21 protein-coding genes and 1 tRNA gene are annotated in these 23,512 nt (G+C 64.6%); 15 read left to right on the top strand and 7 right to left on the bottom strand.

The features are described from left to right. Positions 1–30 precede the first annotated feature (30 nt). The 4 genes from BST27_RS32570 to BST27_RS23640 form a co-directional block, all read right to left on the bottom strand. On the bottom strand, positions 31–1,500 hold the full coding sequence (locus BST27_RS32570; RefSeq protein ID WP_428842043.1) for a DUF7159 family protein: 1,470 nt from the start codon (positions 1,498–1,500) through the stop codon (positions 31–33). Positions 1,501–1,646: 146 nt separating this feature from the next. Then, on the bottom strand, positions 1,647–3,506 hold the full coding sequence (locus BST27_RS34610; protein ID WP_069419895.1) for a DUF7159 family protein: 1,860 nt from the start codon (positions 3,504–3,506) through the stop codon (positions 1,647–1,649). A gap of 59 nt (positions 3,507–3,565) precedes the next feature. Then, positions 3,566–4,138 (bottom strand): dCTP deaminase, encoded by a 573-nt coding sequence (gene dcd, locus BST27_RS23645; RefSeq protein WP_069419894.1) that lies wholly within the window; start codon positions 4,136–4,138, stop codon positions 3,566–3,568. Between the two features lie 37 nt (positions 4,139–4,175). Beyond that, the gene (locus BST27_RS23640) at positions 4,176–4,844 is read right to left on the bottom strand and encodes a VldE C-terminal domain-containing protein (RefSeq protein ID WP_232007307.1); all 669 of its coding nucleotides are present in this window, start codon (positions 4,842–4,844) and stop codon (positions 4,176–4,178) included. Positions 4,845–5,142: 298 nt separating this feature from the next. Between BST27_RS23640 and BST27_RS23635 the strand changes: the two genes are divergently transcribed. Beyond that, a tRNA-Gly gene (locus BST27_RS23635) sits at positions 5,143–5,216 on the top strand. 1,036 nt (positions 5,217–6,252) lie between these two features. Then, entirely contained in the window at positions 6,253–8,049 is a 1,797-nt protein-coding gene (locus BST27_RS23630; RefSeq protein WP_170062357.1) for a PucR family transcriptional regulator, read from the top strand. Between the two features lie 96 nt (positions 8,050–8,145). Here BST27_RS23630 and BST27_RS23625 read toward each other — a convergent pair whose 3' ends face one another. Genes BST27_RS23625 through BST27_RS32565 form a run of 3 tightly spaced genes read right to left on the bottom strand, consistent with a single transcriptional unit; the run spans position 8,146 to position 9,175 of the window. Further along, positions 8,146–8,607: a DUF1931 family protein gene (locus BST27_RS23625; protein ID WP_079219990.1), complete on the bottom strand. Its 462-nt coding sequence runs from the start codon at positions 8,605–8,607 to the stop codon at positions 8,146–8,148. Continuing rightward, entirely contained in the window at positions 8,604–8,792 is a 189-nt protein-coding gene (locus BST27_RS31640) for a hypothetical protein (RefSeq protein WP_069419892.1), read from the bottom strand. The genes BST27_RS23625 and BST27_RS31640 overlap by 4 nt, the downstream gene beginning before the upstream one ends. Continuing rightward, the gene (locus tag BST27_RS32565) at positions 8,789–9,175 is read right to left on the bottom strand and encodes an Hsp20/alpha crystallin family protein (protein ID WP_170062356.1); all 387 of its coding nucleotides are present in this window, start codon (positions 9,173–9,175) and stop codon (positions 8,789–8,791) included. The genes BST27_RS31640 and BST27_RS32565 overlap by 4 nt, the downstream gene beginning before the upstream one ends. A 267-nt stretch (positions 9,176–9,442) precedes the next feature. On the opposite strand from BST27_RS32565, the gene BST27_RS23610 reads away from it, so the two are divergent. The 13 genes from BST27_RS23610 to BST27_RS23550 all read left to right on the top strand — a co-directional run. Further along, positions 9,443–9,946, top strand: a complete 504-nt coding sequence (locus BST27_RS23610; RefSeq protein ID WP_069419890.1) for a general stress protein — start codon at positions 9,443–9,445, stop codon at positions 9,944–9,946. A 3-nt stretch (positions 9,947–9,949) separates the two neighbouring features. Continuing rightward, positions 9,950–11,827, top strand: coding sequence for a molecular chaperone DnaK (dnaK, locus tag BST27_RS23605; protein ID WP_069419889.1), 1,878 nt, complete (start codon positions 9,950–9,952; stop codon positions 11,825–11,827). A 6-nt stretch (positions 11,828–11,833) separates the two neighbouring features. Then, positions 11,834–12,358 (top strand): nucleotide exchange factor GrpE, encoded by a 525-nt coding sequence (locus tag BST27_RS23600; RefSeq protein WP_069419888.1) that lies wholly within the window; start codon positions 11,834–11,836, stop codon positions 12,356–12,358. Between the two features lie 6 nt (positions 12,359–12,364). After that, positions 12,365–13,279: a DnaJ C-terminal domain-containing protein gene (locus tag BST27_RS23595; protein WP_069419887.1), complete on the top strand. Its 915-nt coding sequence runs from the start codon at positions 12,365–12,367 to the stop codon at positions 13,277–13,279. Next, the gene (locus BST27_RS23590; RefSeq protein ID WP_079219988.1) at positions 13,276–13,593 is read left to right on the top strand and encodes a chaperone modulator CbpM; all 318 of its coding nucleotides are present in this window, start codon (positions 13,276–13,278) and stop codon (positions 13,591–13,593) included. Before BST27_RS23595 ends, BST27_RS23590 begins: the two co-directional genes overlap by 4 nt. After that, a complete protein-coding gene (gene clpB / locus BST27_RS23585) occupies positions 13,575–16,199 on the top strand; it encodes an ATP-dependent chaperone ClpB (protein ID WP_069419886.1) in 2,625 nt (874 codons plus the stop codon). Before BST27_RS23590 ends, clpB begins: the two co-directional genes overlap by 19 nt. A gap of 12 nt (positions 16,200–16,211) precedes the next feature. Continuing rightward, positions 16,212–16,664 carry a thioredoxin gene (trxA, locus tag BST27_RS23580; protein ID WP_069419885.1) on the top strand — a complete coding sequence of 151 codons (453 nt, stop codon included), beginning with the start codon at positions 16,212–16,214 and terminating at the stop codon, positions 16,662–16,664. Beyond that, positions 16,661–16,924 carry a UBP-type zinc finger domain-containing protein gene (locus BST27_RS23575; protein WP_079219987.1) on the top strand — a complete coding sequence of 88 codons (264 nt, stop codon included), beginning with the start codon at positions 16,661–16,663 and terminating at the stop codon, positions 16,922–16,924. Before trxA ends, BST27_RS23575 begins: the two co-directional genes overlap by 4 nt. After that, positions 16,908–18,605 (top strand): FAD-dependent oxidoreductase, encoded by a 1,698-nt coding sequence (locus tag BST27_RS23570; RefSeq protein ID WP_069419884.1) that lies wholly within the window; start codon positions 16,908–16,910, stop codon positions 18,603–18,605. Before BST27_RS23575 ends, BST27_RS23570 begins: the two co-directional genes overlap by 17 nt. A gap of 113 nt (positions 18,606–18,718) precedes the next feature. After that, positions 18,719–19,753, top strand: coding sequence for a hypothetical protein (locus tag BST27_RS23565; RefSeq protein ID WP_069419883.1), 1,035 nt, complete (start codon positions 18,719–18,721; stop codon positions 19,751–19,753). A gap of 308 nt (positions 19,754–20,061) precedes the next feature. After that, positions 20,062–21,405 (top strand): lipase family protein, encoded by a 1,344-nt coding sequence (locus BST27_RS23560; RefSeq protein ID WP_069419932.1) that lies wholly within the window; start codon positions 20,062–20,064, stop codon positions 21,403–21,405. A gap of 275 nt (positions 21,406–21,680) precedes the next feature. After that, the gene (locus BST27_RS23555; protein WP_069419882.1) at positions 21,681–22,382 is read left to right on the top strand and encodes a GAF and ANTAR domain-containing protein; all 702 of its coding nucleotides are present in this window, start codon (positions 21,681–21,683) and stop codon (positions 22,380–22,382) included. A gap of 353 nt (positions 22,383–22,735) precedes the next feature. Continuing rightward, positions 22,736–23,512 (top strand): PE family protein (locus tag BST27_RS23550; protein WP_139805327.1); only part of this gene is annotated, 777 nt, incomplete at its 3' end.

Genomic DNA, 23,512 nt, shown 5'->3' with positions numbered 1-23,512 from the left:
TGAACGGCAGATGACGGCTAACCGGCGAAATCAGATGCCGGGGATGCCGGGAATGTTGAACCCACCGCCGCGACCACCTCCGTGGCCGCCTCCGCGACCGCCGCCATGGCCACCGCCAGGCCCTTTGCCGCCGCCGCCAGGAATCTTGACGTCTGGCCCCCTGCCCGGACGGCCGCCGCCGGGGCCGCCGATACCTGGCAGGCCCGGGCCAGGTGGATTGAAGATGTCCGGGATCGGCACGGGCACGGGCACTGGAATGGGGGCTGCCGGTGCCGGAGCGGGAACCGGAGCTGGTGCCTGGGGCACCTCCACCGGAGCAGGCGCTGGCGCCTGCGGCACGTTGACGGGTCCCTGAGGCACGTTGGCGGGTTCTTCAGGTACCGCTGCCGGCGCCTGCGGAGTCGGAGCCGGCGCCTGCGGAGTCGGGGCCGGCGCCTGCGGAGTCGGGGCCGGCGCCTGCGGAGTCGGTGCGGGCGCCTGAAGACTCGGAGGCACCACGGCGTTCTGCCCCGGGTCAGGCCGTGTACCCGACGTCGACCGGATGCTGACCGCCAGCGAAACTACCAGTGCCGCCACGCCGACTACGAAAATGCCCGCCAAAATGCTTCCGAGGAACGCAAACGGCTTTCGCTCTTCTTGCTCCACAAAGCCGGGCTGCGCTTCTGTCTGCTCGTCGGGCACGGCGCTGTAGGCGAGGGCCTCGCCGGTGTCGACCTTGTGGGAAACGTCGTCGAAGTACGCGGCGTCCAACGCATACGGGTTCATTGCACCCGTCCCGTGCACCTGAGCGTAGGCTTGGGCCGCCGTGGAGGACACCAGTAGCGGGGTGTTTGCTGCGGCCAACGCCGCGCCGCGGGCCAACGCCGTTTCCGGCTCTTCCGCGGTAGTCACCGGAAGCGTCGTAGCCGCCTCCAGGACCGGCTTGATCAACGGCAGGTCGACGCCACTGCCCACCACGAACATGGCATCCGGATGCTGTGGCAAGTCTTCGGCAGCCGACACCAACTCGGTCAGTTTTGCCACCGCCGCGTCGTCGTCTTCCGGCAACGGCTGACGATGAATGTCGGCGATCGACCCGTCAAAGCTGTTCACTACGGCCAATGTCGCGGTGTCGGGTTCGATGAACAGCAGCGCGGTTTCGGCGTAGTCGGTTTCGTTGCCGACGGACTGCGCCAGCGCCGCCGCAGCCAAGAACGCCGAAACCAACATGACGTTCTCAACCTTGCGATGCGCCAGGGCATCGCGCAGTTCTGCGGCCTGCGCCGGGTCTCGCCAGGTCACGCCGGTCGAGGCCAGTTCGTAGCCACCCTCGGCCGCGCCCTCCCTCGTGCCGAGGATCGCCGAGATCACCTGCTCAGCTGCGTTCGTCGTTGCTGAATCCTCATCAACGGTGACGTCGAATTTGTCTTCGTCGACTAGGGCCCCATCGCCGTTCTGGCCCTCGACCAGCACCATCCGGACTGCGGTTGGCGCCATCGACACACCAAGTACCGTGTCCAAAGCTCCCCCAATAGTCGTTTGTGTCGGCGCGGATCTACAGCGCGACTCGCGGGCCCCCCGACCCTGCACTACCACCCTACTCGCGCTTTTGCTTAGGATGCCAATTCAATTTGCTGAGTGAGCGAAAATTCGTCGGTCCGCGGCCACTACCTGCGTCCTGGAAACCCCCCGCCACCACCACCGAAGGGACCTTTACCCCCTCCGAGGGGACCTTTTCCGCCACCGAAGCCGCCGCCGCCACCGCCACCGCCCCCGAATGGCCCTTTACCGCTGCCGGAGCCGATGCCAGGGATACCGCCGCCGGCGGGGCCCTTGCCACCGCCACCGGGACTTAGGCCGGGGATGCCGCCACCGCCGAGCGGGCCTTTCCCGCCGCCGCCAGGATTGAGGCCCGGGATCCCGCCCGGACCCCCACCGGGACCACGGCCGGGACTCAACCCCGGGATGCCTCCGCGACTGCGACCTGGACCGTCGCCAGGATTGAGGCCCGGATTTCGGCCCGGATTGAGGCCCGGGATGCCGCCTGGGCCACGGGCCGGTCCGTCGCCCCTACCTGGGGTCAGGCCCGGTATGCCGATTCCCGGTACGCCGTCATTACCGGAACCACGGCCGGGCCTGGGGCCTGAGTTTGGCGGTTTCGGCACCGGCACCTGCGGCACCGGAAGTATCTGGGGCGGTGACACCGGGAGCTGCGGCTCCTGTCGCGGAACCGGAGCCTGCACCGCAGGTGGACGTAAGAGCGCGTTGGGTCCGGGAACTTGGACACCCGGGACGGGTATCGGCACCGGCACTATCTGCGGAACGTTGATCACCGGTTCGGGCGCCGCGGGGGCCACCTCCGGCAATTGCGGAGCAGCGGGCGCGGCCGGCAGCACCGGCGCCGCAGGAGCCGGCAGCACCGGCGCCGCAGGAGCCTGCGGAACCGACGCCGCCGGAGGGGGCGCCGGCAGTTGCGGGACAACTTGGGGCGCCGCCGTCGGAACCGGCACGTCGAGCTTCGGCTGCGGGGCGGCCACAGGTGGTGCCGCAGGTGCCGGGCTGGGCTCAATCAGCCGGTTCTCGTTCGGGCGCGGTTCCAACGCGACCGTCGGGCGGATATCGATCGCCAGCGCGATCTGGAGCGCGACGACTGCGACGATCGCAGTCAGCGCCAGCGAGCTCCCGACCAAGAGACTTGACTTGCGCTTGCCCTTGACGTCGCTGTCGGTCTCGTCAGCATCTGACTGCTCTTCCGCCACGGCGCTGTAGGCCAGACCGGCGTCTGCAACGCGCTGGTCGACGCCAGGATCAGGGTCTTGCGCATATGCCAGGGCGGCGGTGGTGGAGGCAAACAACGGCGCATTGCCCGAAGCGAGCGCCGCGCCCCGAGCCAGCGCCATCTCCTGCTCCTCGGGCACGTTCACCGGCAGGGTCGTCGCCTGGTCGAGCACCGATTTGATCAGGCCGACGTCGACGCCCGTGCCGACCACGTACACGCCGTCGGGGCGGGTATCCATCGCCTCGGTGGCGGCGACCATGTCGACCACCTCGCCCACGGCGGCGTTGTCGTCCTCAGACAACAGCTGCCTGCGGACGTTCCACACCGAACCGTCGTCGCTGTGCACGACCGCCAAGGTCGCCGTGTCGGGCTCGACGAACAACACCGCCGTCCGCTGATAGCCCATGGCGGCACCGACGGCCTGCCCAAGCGCCGCCGCGGCAAGGAAACCCGAGACCAGCATGACGTTCTCGATCTTGTGGGTACTCAGCGCATCGCGTAGCCGGGCGAACTGAATCTCGTCAGTCACCGTCACGCCGACCGAAGACAGGCGCAAACCGGCATCCTGCGCGCCTTCGCGGGTGCCCAGAATCGCGGCGATCACTCGATCGGTTGGATCGACGGCGGCCGAATCTTGGCCCAGGCGGAAGCTGTCCTCTTCGATGATGGGGCCGTCCGCGTCTTCGCCCTCGATCAAGGCCATCCGGATCGCCGCCGGCGCCATCGATACTCCGAGTACGACGTCCAAGAAACCCCCTCAACTTTCGTTAGACAATCTCAATGATTGTCCCGAAAGCTGTGGCTGGGCTAGGTAGTTCGTATGAAGTTTTGGTACGAGCGGGACGGGGTGGGGCCTCGCTGTCCCTGGTACTTGGAGCCCACGCCCGAACTGCCGTAAGGACGCTCCGACGGGCTGGTCAAGCGCAGGATGCACAGTTGGCCGATCTTCATGCCTGGCCACAGCGTGATCGGCAGGTTGGCGACGTTGGACAGTTCCAACGTGATGTGGCCGGAGAACCCCGGGTCGATAAAGCCGGCGGTCGAGTGCGTCAGCAGCCCCAGCCGACCCAACGACGACTTGCCCTCCAGGCGCCCCGCGAGGTCGTCGGCGAGCGTCACCAACTCCAAGGTCGAGCCCAATACGAACTCCCCCGGATGCAGCACGAACGGTTCGCCGTCGACGGGTTGCACCAGGGTCGTCAGCTCGTCCTGCTGTTGCGCCGGATCGATGTGGGTGTAGCGGGTGTTGTTGAACACACGAAACATGCAGTCCAGGCGGACGTCGATGCTGGAGGGCTGAATCAGGTTGTCGTCGAACGGATCGATGCCTAACCGTCCGGCGGAGACTTCGGCCCTGAGGTCACGATCGGAGAGCAACACCCGACGAGCGTATCTGTCACCTGGACGCTAGCAAGGCTCAGCGGAGATAGATTTCGTGGCCGGTGGGGTATCCGCCACCGGTGGTGGTGACATGGACGTGGTCGTAGTGGCCGTAACCGGAAGACCGGGCGCCGCCGGGCGTGTAGTAGGTGCCCCGCCAGATGGCGTCTTGGATACCGAAGCGGTCCGCGTTCTCCATCACGTAGGCGACGATCTGGTTTCCGAGCGCAATGCCCGCCTCGCTGCCGGGGTTGGGAATCATCACGTCCAGCGCGAGACCGTTTGGATGCCAGCGCAGCGCGTCCGGTCGCACGCCACCGATCTGGTGAATCTCGGGGAAGGACGCGCTGATACTGCGCGCCACCAGGATCGTCCGGACCTGAAGACCCTGCTCTGACGCCACACCAGCGGGCAAGAATCGGCTGTTAATGCGGTACCTGGACGCCGCAGCAAATTGGTTGCCGGGGAAACCCTCGGTAGACGCATTCTGGTCGCCGGGCATATCGAACGCCAATGCCCTAGGCGTAGGTGTCACGATCTCCACACAGCACTGTGGCTCCTCGGCAACTACTCGCTTGGCGAGGTCACCGGCGGAGACTGGATGGGTATCACCCGCGACGGCGAAGTAGACGGCGGTCGGCGCGACCACCGCAGCCAGCCCTGCTGACCATTTACGCCGCTTCCGGGCTAATGAATGCCTGCCCACGGAAAGCACCATACGATATAACGAATCAATAAACATCCCCCTCGTCAGAAAACTTTGCCGTCGAGGGCACTGCCGCTACCTGCGCGGATGTCCCAGATTCACTGTGACTATGACATCTAACGGGTTTATACGGTTGTTATGAGTTTCATCAGAAAACATCGCGAGAGTGACAATCGCCACTTAATTACACCAATGTCATTCGATCGCGCCTGACCAACGAGCGACACGTCGGGGCCGTCAAGCGCCAGGACTTGGCACCATCTCCCACCCCTAAGTGCTAGCCTTTCGGGGCGAAAGCGCCGATGTAGTTCAATGGCAGAACATCAGCTTCCCAAGCTGAGAACGCGGGTTCGATTCCCGTCATCGGCTCCACGTAACCGCAGTTCAGAGCGTTGCGTTTTGCAGAAGACCTCGACCATCGCTTGAGGCTTGTCGCCATCTCGTCGCTGTTCCGGCGACAGTCGCGCAGGATGTCCGCTGTCGCCGCCGTCAGCGGTACCCGGCGCTCGCTGCGCTTCGTCTTGGTCGTGCCATAAACGAGTCCCTCGCCCGAGTCGATCACTGTGCGCTCAATGGCCAGCCTCACCGTGCCGTTCGATTTGACCGGCCAGGCGATGTCACCGTCGCACAGACCCGCCAGCTCGGCGGCACGCAGAAGCCTGGCGTGCCGCCCGAAAGGGTGCGCTCGGTCGGCAACTTGACGTGATCGGCCGGGTTCACCAAGAGCCGGCCATCGGCTACACACTACGAAAGCACCTGTCGCACAACAAAATAATGATGACGAGAGCGTTCCAGCCAAAACTGCTCCATACGACGGCACCGCCACTGCGGCGCCCATCTAGGACGACGTCGCGTCCCGAAGCCGATTTTGCGGTCGACGCGACCAAGGAGCCGTACACCACAAACCAGGGCCACCTGGCCGGTTGGGCGATTTCATAGACCCCTTCTTGATTTTTGCCGTCTACTTAAATTCATCACCCGTCGCGGGCGGCACCCCTACCGACTGTTGCGCGGGTGCCAGACGACGAGAGCGGCGCTCTTAGGTGAGAGACCACAATGACACAATGAAACCGGGGGAACCATCGAGTACGCGCCGCCCATCGAGCAGAACGTCAGCCGCCTGGTTGCCGAGAAGTGCATGCAGTCGTTGGAAACCCTTCCGGGCGCAACGTCTCAGCTGTCAACGGCACCGTACCGCACGCGCCGAGAGGAGTGTCGTCGCTCCCACACCAGGAGGCTGGCAATACCCAGCGACGGTCGCGTGCGTCCGGACAGCCGAAATTTCGGTTGTCATTCGTCCTGGCAGCACCACATGGGAGTGGGCGGTCGGAAGCAGACGCCGGGCGAACAGTTTGGCCGAAACACGGTTCGGATAGCCACTGGGGGGGTATGGGGAGAGTGTGCTGTTGTGGGGCGTCGTCGGGCGGAGCGCAGCAGGCACTCTCAACCTTCCATTGAGCGCGGAGTAGCTCAGGACGGCCACTTTAATATGGACGGCGAATCGCCTAGCCCGAGCGGGCCTAGCTGGCAAGGCCGACAGGCTTCGTCAGAGAGATTAGCCGTGCTCTCGCGCGTCGCCTTTGATGATTGCAATATCGGCGAGATCTTCCAGGAGCTCAAGGCCGCTGTTGGCGACCTCTCGTCCTGTCAGGTCGAGGCCAGTTTCCGCTTCGTGGATGGTGGGTTCCTTCGCTTTCCACCTTCCCAACCCCAGCATCCCGAAATCGAACGGCACCTTCGCCAGTCCGGCTGCGGTGTGCAGGTCGATGTACAAGGCGGACCGTGGGGTTGGGCGCTTGCGCTGGGTCACCTCGGGATCGTCCACGGTTGCCTGGTGCTCAGTGCCGTCAGTGCACCGCCGGAGAATCAGATGATATTGCTGACAATCCTTGCCCAGCAAGCCGGCGCGGCCTTGGCACACGTTGCATTGCATGAGCGCAACATCGGCTACGCCGGGCAGCTGGCACAGGCGAATGGCGATCTGGAGGAAACGATTCGCGAACTCGCCACCGCGGTTTCGCGATTGCGACTCCGAACGAAGATGCACGAGGTTCTGAGTGCCGCAATGACGGCGGGAATGGGCGAGCAGGGCATCGTTGATGCGCTGTATGACCTGACGGGACTGTCGGTAGGGCTCGAGGACAGGTTTGGCAACCTGCGCTGCTGGGCCGGACCTGGAGAGCCCCGCCCCTACCCCGAACAGACAACTGACGAGCGCGGGCTGCTGCTGCACGAACTCGCGGCACAGAACAGGCCAGCGCGGCTCGGGGGCCGACTCCTCGCGCTCGTCCAGTCGCGGGCCGAGATCCTCGGGGTTCTAGCGTTGCAGGACCCGGATGACAAGGCGACCGAAGACAGCCTGTTCGTTCTGGGCATTGCCACCCCGGTGTTGGCGTTGGAGCTTCTGCACAAGCGAAATCTCGCGGAGGCCGAGCTCAATTTGCGCCGCGAATTGGTCGACGATCTGTTGGCCGGCACCGACCGGGACGGGGCCTACGCTCGTGCTGAGGCCTTGGGCCACAACCTGCGGCGCCCGCACTATGTGGTGGCGGTGCAAGCTGCCGGTTGCGCAGAGAGCGCGGTGGCAACTGCCGTGGTGCGCGCTGCGACCTCGTTGAATCTGAACTACCTGCAAGGGCGCCACAGCGGCCTTGTTGTTCTGCTCACCGAAGGGCGCCCTGACCCGCGGGCGTTGCATCACGCAATCAGTGAACGTCTCGACCGGACGACCAGCGTGATCGGCGTCGGCACTCGCTGCGAAGTGCCCGATGACTTGCCGCAGTCTTTTGTCGATGCTCGTCGCGCCCTGAACATCCGGCTGCGCTCGGCCAATCCGGAAGGCGCGGCGGCGTTCGACGAGCTGGGTTTCTATCGCCTCATCGACGCTGCCCACGGGGACGGCACAGTCGAAGCCTTCGTGCGCGAATGGCTCGGCACACTCCTGGACTACGACGAGTCCAGGAACTCCCAACTGGTCTTGACCCTCAGCGATTATCTGGAATGCGGCGGAAACTACGACGAATCCGCGACCGCATTACACATTCATCGCAGCACGCTGCGCTACCGGCTCGCGCGCATCGCTGAACTCACCGGCCACGACCTCCGAGAGGTCGATACCAGGTTCAACCTCACCACGCCGCGACACGGGCGTGGCGATTCCTCGACCCCAATGGCTGACCGGCAGCCTCAGGCGACGGACGTCTAGGGTGCGCTGTCGCCTGACTAACTCACTGTGATCTTGCTTGACCTGTTGCGTTTCCCTTTCGGCCCGTAAACGCTCGAGCTCACGGACCCGTCGGCATCAGAACACCAGCCGGAATAACGTGAACACCTTGTTCCAGTGCTCAGTTGACGGGTTGGACACCGTTGGGTCCACTACGCGAAACGAACGGGCCAGAGCGATGCTCAACCCGCCGAAGAGCTCTCGTAGCAGCTGCTCAGTGTCCTCGGCGAAGGTCACGTCCGCAGGTGGTTGTCGCACCACCTGGCGCAGCAGCACGCGGATCTCCTCGGCTTCCTCGAGCTTGTCGAACTCGCGCATTCGTTCCTGAATGCCCTTGGTGACCGGAAGGTCCTGCGGCACGATGACGTCACGCCCGTTCCACTTGGCCGAGTTGCGTCCAGCGATGGCGATGCCGTCGATCTGCTCGTCGACGAACTCGCGGTACCGGCGCACGTCGTTCTTGTCCACCTTGATCCCGGCGACTGAGTGAAAGAACCGCTCGATTACCGGGATCCCGGACGGGTGGGTCGTGCTTGTCACGGTGTCATCGCGTGGTTAGCCGGGCAATCGCCTCGACGCAGCCGCACAAACTGCTCGGCAAGCCAGACCAAGGCGGAACCGTTTGGATCTACCCCTGGCAGATGCTCCAGCAGTTGATATGCATCACCGACGCACTGGGCAAGAAATTCACGTTCTGTTTTCTCGCGGCCGACCTGTGTGGTCATGTCGACTCCAGATAACTCGTTGTGGTTGGCGGTGACATTCGTCGTCCCAAGTAGCCTGCCGCGACCACAGTGCTCCGCACCTGAGCCTCACGGGACAAGGACGTCGTGTCCGAGTTGACCTTGTGAGACAGATTGATCTCTGGGGACAGGAGCCGCATCTCGCGCTTGCCGTCGGTGACCTTGATTTTATTGTGCTTCTTGCTTTGCGCCTTCGGTAAATACATGTTCAGCACACCGTAGGCCAGTGAAGCCTCGACATCGTCAGCGCGGAGCTCGCCCGGCAGCGTCACGCGGAGCTCGAAGTTCCCGGCCCGTCGCGTACGACGACGAAGCAGACCCTTGCGCTTACGCTCCTTTATCTCGCCGCGCATGCTGGTTTTCACCCCAGCACCACTGGCCGAGGGTGATTGCACACTTCCGGACGTCGCCACGCGTGGCGCCGCCGGCAATGTTCGCCTCGTCCACTGCCGAACTACAGCCGTAGTCGTGCTGAAAGGACGAATGCAGCACCAGTTTTTCGACTCGCTGGGCGCACGCGCCAGGGAACGCGAATAGCAAGACTTGGGTTTGCGAACGAACTGCGGCGCGGGGCGCAACGAGTTCCCGCGATCGCGGTTTGCGCAAACCATCGATGCGTAAGGGAAAGTGTGATGGCTGAACATTCGACCGTGGCCACCTCGGCGGTACGGCCCAACGAGCCCGCCCGCCAGGTCATCGCCAGCTTTGACAACTATGCCGACGCCGAACGCGCCGTCGACTACCTGTCCGACCAGGGTTTCGAGGTAAGCAGGGTCGCCATCGTAGGCAGGCAATTGGAATACGTCGAGCAAGTCCTGGGCCGGCTGAACTATGGTGGCGCGGCGCTTCGCGGCGCAGGCTCCGGCGCACTGGTCGGCGTACTGGTGGGCTGGATCTTCGGCCTGTTCAACTGGATCGCGCCGCTGATCTCCGCGCTGGTGCTGGCGAGCTACGGCTTGGTATTCGGCGCCATCGTGGGTGCCCTGTTCGGACTGCTCATGCATGCGCTGCAGGGCGGCCGCCGCGACTTCCACTCCATCAGCGGGCTGCGACCCAAGCACTACGACCTCGTCGCCGATGTCGACGTGGCCGATCAAGCATTGCAATTACTCACCAGCGCCAATAGGAGGGCATAGACGATGGCCACCGCGGTAGGTATCGATCTTGGGACAACAAATTCGGTGATCGCCGCGTGGCAGGGCGGGGAACCGATGGTGATTCCCAATGCCGAAGGGGCGCGCACCACTCCCTCGGTCGTGGCATTCACGGAAAGTGGCGAGCGCCTGGTCGGGCAACTGGCCAGGCGGCAGTCGATCATGAACCCGAAGGGCACGATTTACTCGGCGAAACGATTCATTGGTCGCCGCTTCGATGAAATTTCGGAGGAAGCCAAGGCGGTCAGCTTCGACGTCGTCGAGGGCCAAGGTGGCGCCGCCCGCTTTGACGTACGCGGCAAGTTGTATTCGCCTGAGGAGATCAGCGCGCTGGTGCTGCGAAAGCTCGTCGACGACGCCGGCAAGTTCCTTGGCGAGCGCGTGCGGGAGGCCGTAATCACTGTTCCGGCGTACTTCAACGATGCCCAACGCAACGCCACCAAGGATGCCGGCCGCGTCGCCGGGCTGGAGGTGCTACGCATCATCAACGAGCCCACGGCGGCGGCGCTCGCCTATGGCTTGGACAAGAAAACCCACGAGACCGTGCTCGTCTTCGACCTCGGCGGCGGGACATTTGACGTCAGCTTGCTCGATGTCGGTGATGGAGTCGTGGAAGTACGTGCTACAGCCGGGGATTCGCACCTCGGTGGCGACGACTTCGACCGCCGGCTTGTCGACTGTCTAGCCGACGAATTCCAGCGGGAGAACAACATCGATCTGCGCAAGGATCCGCAGGCGTTGCAGCGCCTGTTCGAAGCCGCGGAAAAGGCCAAGGTGGAGCTGTCGTCGGTGGCGCAGACGCAGGTCAATCTGCCCTTCGTTACCGCCGACGCCAACGGACCCAAGCACCTGACTATGACGGTGAACCGGTCGAAGTTCGAGGAACTCACACACGATCTGGTCGAGCGCTGCATGGGTCCGGTCAAGCAGGCGATGGACGACGCCAAGGTCACGGCCAACGACATCGATGAGGTCATCTTGGTCGGTGGGTCGACGCGCATCCCCGCTGTGCAGGCCTTGGTCCGTCGGCTCACCGGCGGCAAGGACCCCAACATGAGCGTGAACCCTGACGAGGTCGTCGCGCTCGGCGCCGCGATCCAGGCCGGTGTGCTCAAGGGCGAGGTCTCGGATGTCTTACTGCTCGATGTGACGCCGCTGTCGCTGGGTGTGGAGACCGCTGGCGGTCTGATGACCAAAATCATCGAGCGGAATACAACCATCCCGGCACGGCGCAGCGAGGTGTTCACCACGGCGGCCGACAATCAACCGGCGGTGGATATCGTTGTGCTGCAAGGTGAACGGGAGCTGGCCAGGGACAATCGCGTACTAGGTCGGTTCAAGCTGGAGAACATCCGCCCGGCCCCGCGCGGTGAGCCGCAGATCGAAGTGACCTTCGACATCGACGCCAACGGAATCCTGCATGTCACCGCGCGCGATAAGGACACCAGCGTCGAGCAGGGCATCACCATCAGCGAGCAGTCCAACCTCGATAAGAGCGAGGTGGACCGGATGCTCGCCGAGGCCGAGGCCAACCGCCGCGAGGACGAGCAACTGCGCCGAGCAGTCGAGGCCCGCAACGAACTCGATTCGGCGGCATACCAAGTGGAGCGTCTACTCACCCAGCTCGGCGACTCTGCGCCGGCACACGAGAAAGCGCGCGCCGAGATGCTGATCGCCGACGCCCGGCAGGCCGTCAAGGAGGAAGCACCGATCGACCGCGTGCAATCGCTGACGTCCGAGCTTCAGCAGGTGCTCTACGGGTTGCAAGCTGCGCCAACCGGCGGCAATGGACAATCGGTCTGCGGCCAGAACGCTCCCGTGGCGGACGATGACGTGGTCGACGCCGAATTCGACCGGGGTTAAGCCGCCATGGCCAGCCCCGCAGAACACTTCGAGACCCAAGAGGACGATGACCAGGCGGCCAAAATCCCGCCTGAAGCGGTTGTCTCACAATCTGATTCGGACAAGGAGCTCGCCCGGCTCGAGGATCGCTGGCGTCGCGCCGTCGCCGATTTTGACAACCTGCGCAAGCGATACGCCCGCGAACTGGACCGCGAACGAAGTGCGGAACGCTCCAGGGTGGCCGGTGCGTGGCTGCCCATCGTGGACAACCTGGAACGGGCCATCGCCTACGCAGGCGACCAGTCCGATGCAGTCGTCGAGGGCCTGCGGAGCGTTCTCGAACAAGCGCTACAGGTGTTGGAGCAACTCGGCTATCCCCGCGATGTGGAGGCAGGGGTTCCCTTCGACCCTGAGCGCCACGAGGTGGTCGGCGTGATCGATCAACCAGACCGTAAGCCGGGCACGGTTGTCGAAGTAGTTCGGCCGGGCTACGGCGAAGGTTCGAGGCAACTGCGGCCGGCGGCCGTCGTGGTCAGCCGACGCGAGGAGTAACGGCTGGTGGCCCGCGACTACTACGAAGTGCTCGGGGTGTCGCGGGACGCGACCGCCGACCAGATCCAGCAGGCGTTCCGCACGCTGGCGCGCAAGTACCACCCCGACGTGAACAAGGATCCAGCAGCCGAAGACCGGTTCAAAGAGGTCAACGAGGCCTATCACGTGCTGTCGGACCCCGACACCCGCAAGCGCTACGACCGATTCGGCGAAGACTTCCGCAAGGTTCCCGAGGACTGGGAAGAGCGGGTTGGCGCCGGTGCCGGTGGCTTCCGGGGGGCGGGGCCCACCGGTGCGCGGGTGCGCTACGGCCAGGGCTTCGGCGACACCAGCGGTATCAACATCGAAGACCTTTTCGCCGATATCTTCGGCGGCAGCGGCGGATTCGGGCCGATTCCCGGTGCCGATCAAGAAGCGGTACTGGAGCTATCCGTTGAGGAGGCTTACCGCGGTGGTAAGCGGCAGATCTCGCTGGACGGCCGCAACTACGGGGTCAACGTTCCCGCCGGTGTCATCGACGGTCAGCGGATCCGGTTAGCAGGAGAGGGCGGCCGGGGCAGTGGCAACGGTCCGGCGGGTGACCTATACCTGGTCGTACGCATCAAGCCCGACAAGCGATTCCGGCTCAACGGCCGCGACATCAGCGTCGATCTGCCGGTGTCGCCGTGGGAGGCGGTGCTAGGGACCACTGTCGCGATTCGCACTCCCGGTGGCGAAGCAAAAGTAAAGGTGCCGCAGGGGTCGTCGACCGGTCGGCAGTTGAGGCTGCGCGGCGAGGGCATGCCCAACCCGCACGGTGCCCCGGGCGACTTGTATGCCGAGATAAAGATCATGGTTCCGGCGAAACCCACGGCGCGGGAACGTGAACTGTTCGAGCAACTGGCCGCCGACTCGACCTTCGACCCGAGGAGGGGACGATGACCGCACCACGTTATGTCCTGGCGCGGCGGCCCGGAATTCGACTCGACATCTTCGCAACACGCTGCGGGTTGCATCCCGACATGGTGCGCCGGCTGGTAGCGCTCGCCCTCGTCGCTTGCCGGCAGGACGCCCACGGCGACCTTTGGTTTGAGCCGTCTGCTGTCCGAGCCGTCGCTCGTATCCAGCGGTTGAGGGCCGGCCTGGGACTCAATTATGCGGCGATCGGGCTGGTGCTTGATCTGCTGGACCACATCGAAGAGCTGGAATCTGGTTCTCGTCGAAGGAGGACATCGCGGTGGACATCAACAAGCTGACGCAGAAGTCCCAGGAGGCGTTGGCCGAAGCGCAGAGCATTGCGACCCGGATGGGTCATACCGAGGTCGACGGTGAACATCTGTTGATGGCGCTGATCGATCAGCCCGAGGGTCTGATACCACGGCTGCTTTCGCAGGCGGATGTCGAGGTCGAGACACTGGGGGCGGACCTGGAACGCGAGCTGAACCGGCGCCCGAAGGTGAGCGGCCCCGGCGCCGCGCCGGGCCAGGTCTCTGTCACCAGGCGCCTGGCGAACGTGCTGGATGCCGCCGAGCGGGAAGCCAAGCGGCTCAAGGACGAATACGTGTCGGTGGAGCACCTCTTGATCGCTCTCGCCGAGGAGGGTTCGGCCAGTGCTGCCGGACGAATTCTGGCTTCTCACAACGTGACTCGGGACTCATTTTTGACTGCGCTGACCAAGGTGCGCGGCAATCAGCGGGTTACTTCCGCGACCCCGGAGGGCTCCTACGAGGCGCTGCAGAAGTACGGCCAGGACCTGGTCGCCGAAGCCCGATCGGGCAAGCTGGATCCTGTGATCGGCCGGGATACCGAGATCCGCAGGGTGATCCAGATTCTCAGCCGCAAGACCAAGAACAACCCGGTGTTGATCGGCGATCCCGGAGTCGGCAAGACGGCGATCGTGGAGGGCCTGGCCCAGCGGATCGTGCGCGGTGATGTGCCAGAGGGCTTGCGGGACAAGACGATCTTTGCACTGGACATGGGATCGCTGGTGGCGGGTGCGAAGTATCGCGGCGAGTTCGAGGAGCGGTTGCAGGCGGTGCTGTCAGAGGTCAAGGCCGGCGAGGGTCGCATCCTGCTGTTTGTCGACGAGCTACACACCGTGGTGGGCGCGGGGGCGGTGGAGGGCTCGTTGGATGCCGGCAACATGCTCAAGCCGATGCTCGCCCGCGGCGAGCTGCACATGATCGGTGCCACCACGCTCGACGAGTACCGCAAACACATCGAGAACGACGCCGCGTTGGAGCGACGGTTTCAGACCGTGCTGGTCGATGAACCTGACGTCGAGGACACTATTTCGATTCTGCGCGGGCTGCGCGAACGCCTCGAGGTGTTTCACGGTGTCAAAATTCAGGACACCGCGCTGGTGGCCGCGGCCACTCTGTCACATCGCTACATCACCGACCGCTTTCTGCCCGATAAGGCGATTGACCTCGTGGATGAGGCGTGTGCACGGCTGCGCACCGAAATTGACTCGATGCCAGCGGAGTTGGATGAGATCACCCGTCGGGTCACCCGCCTCGAGATTGAAGAGGCGGCGCTGGCCAAGGAAACCGACGCGGCCAGCAAGTCCCGGCTGGAGGAACTTCGCAAAGAATTGGCCGATCTGCGCGCGGAGGCCGATTCAATGCGCGCACAATGGGACGCCGAACGGCAGGCGATCAAGCGGGTACAGGAGCTTCGGGAACGACTCGAGCAACTGGGGCGCGAGGCAGAGGAAGCTGAGCGCAATTATGACCTCAACCGCGCCGCCGAGCTGCGCTACGGCGAAATGCGTGAGGTCGAACGCAAGCTAGAAGCCGCCGAGGAGCAGCTGAAGTCGAAGCAGGGCAACAGAAGACTGCTGCGCGAGGTCGTCACCGAGGACGAGATTGCCGAGATCGTTTCGGTGTGGACCGGGATCCCGGTGTCGCGGCTGCAGGAGGGTGAACGCGAAAAGCTGTTGCGGCTCGACGAAATCCTGCACGAGCGGGTGATCGGTCAGGACGAGGCGGTGCAACTGGTCGCCGACGCGGTTATCCGGGCCCGCTCCGGAATCCGCGATCCGCGTCGCCCAATCGGCTCGTTCATCTTCCTCGGACCCACCGGAGTCGGCAAGACCGAGTTGGCGAGGACATTGGCCGCCGCGTTGTTCGACAGCGAAGACAACATGGTCCGCCTCGACATGAGCGAGTACCAAGAGCGCCACACCGTGAGTCGGTTGGTCGGTGCGCCACCGGGATATGTCGGCTACGACGAAGGCGGTCAGCTCACCGAAGCGGTGCGCCGCAAGCCCTACTCGGTGGTCCTGTTCGATGAGATCGAAAAGGCGCACGCCGATGTGTTCAACACCCTGCTGCAGGTGCTCGACGACGGCCGGCTCACCGACGCGCAGGGACGGATGGTCGACTTCCGCAACACGGTGATCATCATGACCTCCAACATCGGATCGCACTACCTGCTCGACGGCGTGACCGCCGACGGCGAGATCAAGCCCGACGCGCGCGACCGGGTGATGGCCGAGCTGCGTGGACACTTCCGTCCCGAGTTCCTCAACCGCGTCGACGACATCGTGTTGTTCACTCCGCTGTCGATGCCGCAGATCGAACGGATCGTCGAACTGCAGCTGGGCGAGCTGCGGGATCGTCTGGCGCAGAGCCAGATCGAGCTCGACATCACCCCGGACGCCCGCCGGATGATCGCCGAACACGGCTACGATCCGGTGTACGGAGCACGGCCGCTGCGCCGCTACATCGCCCACGACGTGGAGACCAAGATCGGGCGCGCGTTGCTACGCGGCGACATCGCGGCCGGTGGCAAGATCCGAATCACCGTCGAGAATGGCGAACTGGCCGTGGACTATTCGGAACCGGCCCTGGCGGCCTGACCAGGAGGCGCCATGGAAACCGACATCGTGACGTGCCCGCACTGCGGAAAACGCAACCGAGTACCTGCGGCCGCCGACGGCAAGCCCCGCTGCGGTAGTTGCCACAAGCCGGTGCCGTGGATCGCTGCGGCCAGCGATGCGGACTTCGCTGATGTTGCCGAAAAGTCTTCGGTTCCAGTACTTGTCGACCTGTGGGCTACCTGGTGCGGCCCCTGCCGCATGGTAAGCCCGGCGCTTGAGCAGCTCGCCACCGAACGAGCGGGACAACTAAAACTGGTCAAGGTCGACGTGGACAAGGCACCGGCGATCTCGCAGCGGTTCGCGGTCCAGGCGGTGCCAACTCTGCTGCTCCTTGCCCACGGGCAAGTACTGGGGCGGCAAGCGGGTGCCGCTCCCGTTGCGGTGCTGCGCAATTGGCTCGACCAGACACTGTCAGCCGACAGCGCGAAGGAGGCACGGTCATGACATCGGCAACGATCGACCCAGACGTGGCGGCGATCCGCAATGTGAGCCCCCGCTCGGACGGCTGTGAGGAATGCCTCCGACTCGGCACACCGTGGGTGCACCTGCGGCTGTGCATGACGTGCGGGCACGTCGGCTGCTGTGACTCGTCACCGATGCGGCATGCCCGGGCCCATGCGCGCATCGTCGGCCACCCGATCGTGCAGAACATGGAGCCGGGGCCGAAGTGGCGTTGGTGCTACGTCCATGAGAACTATGTCTGAGGTCGCCACCGACCAGTGCGCATCGATTCCGCTGCCGGAAACCCCCGATGTCTGCGGCGCGTATCCGCGACTGTCCGACGAACAGATTGCCACTCTCGAGGCGGGCGGCGCCCGGCGCGCCGTCGAGACAGGCGAATCGCTGGTCCGCGAGGGTGAGCGCTCCGACTACTTCTTCGTCATTCTGTCCGGCAAGGTTGCCATCACCACTACCGACGACGCGGGCAATCGGCACGTGATCCGGGTGCATGGCCCTCGGCGGTTCCTCGGGGAGCTGGGCGATCTCGAAGGTCAGGCCGCCTTCTACACCGCCGAAGTGGTGGAACCCGGCGAAGTAGTCGTGTTACCGGCCGAGCGGGTGCGGAGTCTGGTCGCCCACGACCCTGCGCTCAGCGACCTCGTCCTGCGCGCATACCTGTTACGCCGCTCGCTGCTCATCCAGGAAGGAACCGGATTTCGGATCATCGGCTCGTGCTTCGACCCCGATACCTTGCGGCTGCGAGAATTCGCGGCGCGAAACCGGTTGCCGCACAGATGGATTGACTTGGAGCGTGACAAGCACGCCGAGCGGCTGCTGCAGCGGTTCGGAGTATCGCCCCAAGACACCCCGGTGGTGATCTGGGGCGGTGAGGTGCTGCGCAACCCGACCAACACCGAGCTGGCCCGCCGAGTCGGGCTGACGGTACCCGACACGGTGCCCGACGAATCCGACGTCGTTGTGGTTGGCGCCGGTCCGGCCGGTCTCGCAGCGGCGGTGTATGGCTCCTCGGACGGCCTGACCACCGCGGTCATGGAGAGGATCGCGACCGGCGGGCAGGCCGGGACGTCATCGAGAATCGAGAACTACCTCGGATTCCCAGGCGGCATCTCGGGTGCCGACCTCGCCGAACGGGCCGTCCTGCAGGCCGGCAAGTTTGGCGCACGAATCATCATCTCCGCGGACGCCATCGGGCTGGAATCCGACAGCGGACATCACCTGCTCCGATTCGCGGATCAATCGTCGGTGGTCGCCCGTGCCGTCGTGCTTGCAATGGGAGCGCGGTATCGCAAGCTCGCCGTACCTGGAATCGAATCGTACGAGGGCAACGGGGTGTACTACGCCGCCACCTTCCAAGAGGCGTTGATGTGCGGCACCGGCCCCGTTGTCATTGTCGGTGGTGGTAATTCCGCTGGCCAGGCGGCGATCTTTCTCGCGGCGCGGGCTTCCAGGGTGTATGCGCTGATCCGCGGCGATGACATCAACAAAAGCATGTCCCGATATCTGGTCGACCAGATCCTCAAGCACCCGCGGGTGACCGTGCGGACGTGTACCGAGGTCCGGGAGGTGCATGGGGACGGTGCACTCACGACCGTGGTGGCCGAGGACAAACAGACCGGCGAGCGTCATACGATCGAGACCCGCGCTCTGTTCGTTTTCATTGGCGCGGATCCGAATACCTCGTGGCTCGCCGGCGCCATCGAACTCGACGACCACGGCTTTGTGCCGACCGGCCAGGCTGCGCTCTACTCGGACACCGACGGCAATCAGGGGCCAACGCAGCGCCAGCCGATGATGCTGGAGACCAGCCGGCCCGGTGTGTTCGCAGCGGGCGACGTCCGTCGCGGCTCGGTCAAACGGGTGGCCTCCGCGGTCGGCGAGGGATCGATGGCAATCCGCCAAATCCACGAGTACTTCGGGACCTGATCGGCGGCGGTCGCCCCGACCGATGACCAGCCGCCGTTCGGTAAAGTGAATGCCTGGCCCATCCGGCGAACAAGGACGTTTCGCAGGGTGGGGTACGGGTATGCCGAGGACCAGTGCCAGGCACCCCGTCATCAATCTTGCTAATCGCCGATCCCGGTGTTCCCGCGGTGATCGCCGAACGGCTTTCTGATTCGCTCCCGAATGCGCTGAGGGCCTTGGCTCCCGCAAATGGCAAGTGGGACGTGTCTGTGCGACGCCACTCCTTTCCGGTCGATGAGCATGCCGAGGTCTTAGAGGTGATCCGCACCGTTGACCCGGCTGGCGAGACCGAGGACATCGTCATCTACCTGACCGATCTGCCACGACGTCACGGGACGACGCCGGTGATTGTTGACCTCAGCATGCATGAGCGGTTCGGACTGATTTCCATCCCCGGAGTGGGCGGTGTGTTTATCGATCGCCGGATGAGGAACTTGGCGCAGATAGTCGTGGCCGAGGTGACGTGCCAGTCGGACCAGCAACACCGGTCCGTGAAGCGGCTGACGCGGACACAGGAGGGCGATGTTGTCCGCTACGTCGCGCCGACCGCGCTGTCACGTCTGCAGCTTCTGATGGGCATGGTTTACGCCAACCGCCCGTGGAGATTGGCTGCTGGTTTGTCCAAGGTGTTGATGGCGGCGTTCGCCGCTGGGGCGGTGAGTTTGGCGTATCCGACAATCTGGCAATTGTCCGACACAATGGGTCCCTGGCGGTTGAGCGCGGCGACCATCTTGGCGAGCGCAGCCATGATCGCGTGGCTCATCCTTGACCACGAATTGTGGGAACGGCCGCATTCGGCCGGCGAACGTGAACGCGCGGTGCTGTACAACGCAGCAACTGTGGTCACCTTGACTATCGGCGTCGCTATGCTCCACGTCGGGCTGTTCATCCTGCTACTGCTGACCGCCTGGTGGACACTTCCGCCGCAATTGGTCGCTCAGAACATCGGCCATCCTTTCGGACTTTCCTCCTTGTTGTTCATGGCTTGGTTGGTGGCGGCGGTCGCCACGTTGGGCGGTGCCCTGGGATCGGGGATGGAGGATGACGAGGCCGTGAGAGCGGCCGCATACGGGGTTCGGCAACGCCAGCGATTCGACAATTCGACCTGACGAATGGCGGTGTAGTCGGCTCGCCAACCCCGCTCGCCGCGACGACACCGGGCCCAGCCGCAGGTGGTGCGCGTGGCCCATACCGGATGCGGCGCTTGATTCGGCAGGCCTATGCCCAGCAGGCGCTGGACGACTTCCTCTGGCACACGCTGGCCCGGACCTGGCAAAACGCCGTCGCCACCTAAGCGCTCGGGCCAGGTCCGGCAAAGGCTTTGCATAGCCGAGGGTTGACAGCCGGTACCGCGGGTAATGGATATCTAGTCGGCGTGTGCACACGTCAGCAACACGCCAAGGAGGTCGCCACACTGATGAATAGCCATTCCGCCATGCCGGCGAGAGTCGCAAGCGTGCCGCACGACGAGCTGCGTCGCGGCGAACGTCCACTCTCGCCCGACGACGACCCCTTCTACCGGGCGCCACAGGGCTACAAGGACGCGGAACCGGGCACAGTGTTGCGGTCGCGCGACGTGGAGATCGGATTTCTCGGCCTCATCCGCCAACAAGTTAGAGCCGTTCAGTTGCTCTACCGCACCACGAATCTGCACGAAGAACCGGAAGTCGCGGTGACGACCGTGCTCGTCCCGGCGCGGCGCGACTCAGACGCCGCTTATCCGGTCCTCTCATATCAATGCGCGATCGACGCCGTCGCTTCGCGTTGTTTCCCCTCGTTCGCCATGCGGCGCGGAGCGCGACCGATCGGTGCGTTCGTCCAAGCCGAGTACTTGTTGGTGACCGCCGCGCTGGCCGAAGGATGGGCAGTTTGCGTACCGGACCATGAAGGCTGCCATGGCATGTGGGGGGCTCCCGTCGAGCCTGGCTACCGGATTCTGGATGGGCTGCGGGCCGCGATGCAATGTGAGCGCTTAGATCTGTCCCCATCTGCACCCGTCGGGCTGTGGGGATATTCGGGGGGAGGCTTGGCGTCGGCGTGGGCGGCAGAACTGTGTGAGCGATACGCACCGGAGCTCAATATCGTTGGCGCCGTGCTGGGCTCGCCCGTCGGCGACCCGGGGAGTGTGGCGCGCCGCCTCAACGGCAGCTTCTTCGCCGGCCTCGCCGCGCTGATGATCTCCGCACTCACGCACGTCTTCCCCGGCGCGCAGAAGGTCGTTGACGAGCACGCGACCGACGAGGGGAAGGCGGTGCTCGACGAGTTGCAGACAATGACGACGGCCCAGGCAGTATGGCGGTTCCGCAACGTCGACATCGGGTCCTACGTCGACATGACCGCCGACGAGCTGTGGGACCTACCGGAAGTGCGCCACATCTTTCACGAGACCAAGCTTGGCAAATCCCGGCCCAAGCCTCCTGTGCTGGTCATCCAGGCGGTACACGACGGAATCATCAGCGTCGACGATGTCGATGCACTGGTGGCCGAGTACGAACGCGTTGGCGCGGCGGTCACCTACCACCGCGACCGGTTCTGTGGTCACTTGCTACTGCATCCACTGTCGGCGCCTATGGCGCTGAGGTGGCTGCGCGATCGATTCACCGACCGGCCGGTCAACGAACACAAGACTCGCACAGTGTGGCCGACGTTGTTCAACCCATCGACGTACTTGGGCATGGTCAAGTTGGGCGTCATCACGGCCAAGGTCGTCCTCGGGCGCTCGGTGGGACGCCAACCGCTGTCGACGACCGATGCCCGGTAACTCTCAGCTTCGGTCGGTGAAGTCGCTGGGGCGCGGCACGAGCTGACGAGCCGTAACCGCCTGAAGATTCGAACGGGGATCAGCGGCCCCATGCTGGCTTTTTAACACAGAAGTTGTCACCGCTGACCACCTCACGCGGAGAAACAAGAGACAACCACGTCCTTCTCCATCGCTAACCGGATGGTACCCCGATTCGCGGTCGTATACTGCAGGTTCGGGCGTGGGCGTGGGCGTGAGTGATCGGTCTAGTCGGCACAGCGGCTCGGAAGCGGGTAATGAGCGGGGAAATGTACGCCCAGTTAGGGCGGCTGGCGCGCAGCTTACAGAGTCAGCAGGCCAGTGACCTGGATTCAGATCGCTTGTTGCGTATCGCAACAGAAATGGCAACAGAGGTCCTGCCGGGGGTGGCCCACGCCGGGGTGACACTTGTAGTCAACCGCCGCCGCCGTAGCCTCGAGACGGTTGCTGCCACGGGAACGGTCCCGAGAACAGTTGACAGGTTGCAGGACGAGCATCAGCAAGGGCCGATCCTGGAATCGCTTTGGAACCGGTACACGGTCCGCGTCGACGACTATCAGAACGAGACACGTTGGCCAGACTTTGTCGCAGACATTGTTGAACAGACACCCGTGCGCTCGAGTCTGTCAATTCAGCTTTACACCGATGAACACGAGTTGGGGACGCTCAACTTGTACTCCGACCAAGCGGCCAGCTTCACCCCTGAAGTCGAGGAACTCGCCCTCGCCCTGGCCGCGCAAGCAGCGGTCGGACTCGCCAGCGCCCGCAGCAGTGACGAACTCCGGAGTGCATTGGCTTCGCGTGACATCATCGGCCAGGCCAAGGGGATCATCATGGAAAGCTGTGACGTCTCTTCGGCGGAAGCTTTCATCTTGCTCACAAAGCTGTCGCAGGAATCGAACACACCCGTATATGAGGTCGCTCGCAAACTTGTGTTCGTAGACCGCCCGTCGAGATAGCGGGGTGTCAACCGGCGAAATCCTCGTCACGCCGGGTCGTGTCACACGGTGACTAGAGCAACGAGCCTTGACGCCGTGGCCCTACCATCTCGCCATCTCGGTCGCGGTAGATGCAGACCGAGCTCGATCGAGCAATCGGCTGACCGCGGTAGTTGGCGCGCCATGCGCGAACCAAGGAACAAGCACACGAAGACTCACGCGCACGAAAGCCCGATTTATCGTCCCAAGTCGGACCAACGCCCGCCCGAGCAAACCAACCGCAAAGGCGTCGGAAACCCCTATAGGGCGTGCCCAACGGGGATATGGTGTTCCTCATCCTGGTCGATTCCACCGCGGTAAGGGGAGGTGACCAGATGCCGTTCGTCATCGTGCTGCCGGATGCGCTCGGGACCGCAGCAGCCGATTTGGCGAGCCTCGGCTCGACCCTCAGCACGGCTAACTCGACCGCGGCCGCTCAGACCACGCGGGTCCTGGCCGCGGCTGGAGATGAGGTCTCGGCCGCAATTGCGGCGTTGTTTTCCGCCCACGGCCGCGGGTACCAGGCCCTCAGCGCGCAGGCGACAGCCTTTCATGACGAATTCGTGCACGCGTTGACCGCGGGTGCCGGATCCTATGCGGTCGCGGAGGCCGCCGCCGCAACGCCCTTGCAGAGCCTGCTCGACGTGATCAATGCGCCGGTCCAGGCGCTGACCGGGCGCCCGTTGACCGGCAACGGCGCCAACGGCGCCCCCGGGACCGGCCAAAACGGCGCGCCCGGCGGGTGGTTGTTCGGCAATGGCGGGGCGGGTGGATCCGGCGCGTCGGGCGCCACCGGCCAAAACGGGGGCGCCGGCGGGGCGGCCGGCTTGTTCGGTAACGGTGGCCCGGGCGGAGCCGGCGGAGAATCGACGGGCGTGCTCGCCGGAGCCGCCGGGGCCGGCGGGGGCGGCGGCGCCGGCGGCTTGTTGTTCGGCACTGGCGGCGCCGGCGGAACCGGCGGGACCGCAGGCGCCGCATCCACCGTGGCTGCCGGGGCTGGCGGGGCCGGCGGGGCCGGCGGGCTGTTCGGCAATGGCGGCGCCGGCGGGACCGGCGGACTCTCTCGAAGTGCTGCTGGTATCGGCGGGGTTGGCGGCCGCGGTCGAGTTAGC

Origin of the sequence: Mycobacterium intermedium, assembly GCF_002086275.1 — a bacterium.
In the GTDB taxonomy this organism is placed as follows: domain Bacteria; phylum Actinomycetota; class Actinomycetes; order Mycobacteriales; family Mycobacteriaceae; genus Mycobacterium; species Mycobacterium intermedium.
This window is presented reverse-complemented; position numbering and strand designations above follow the sequence as displayed.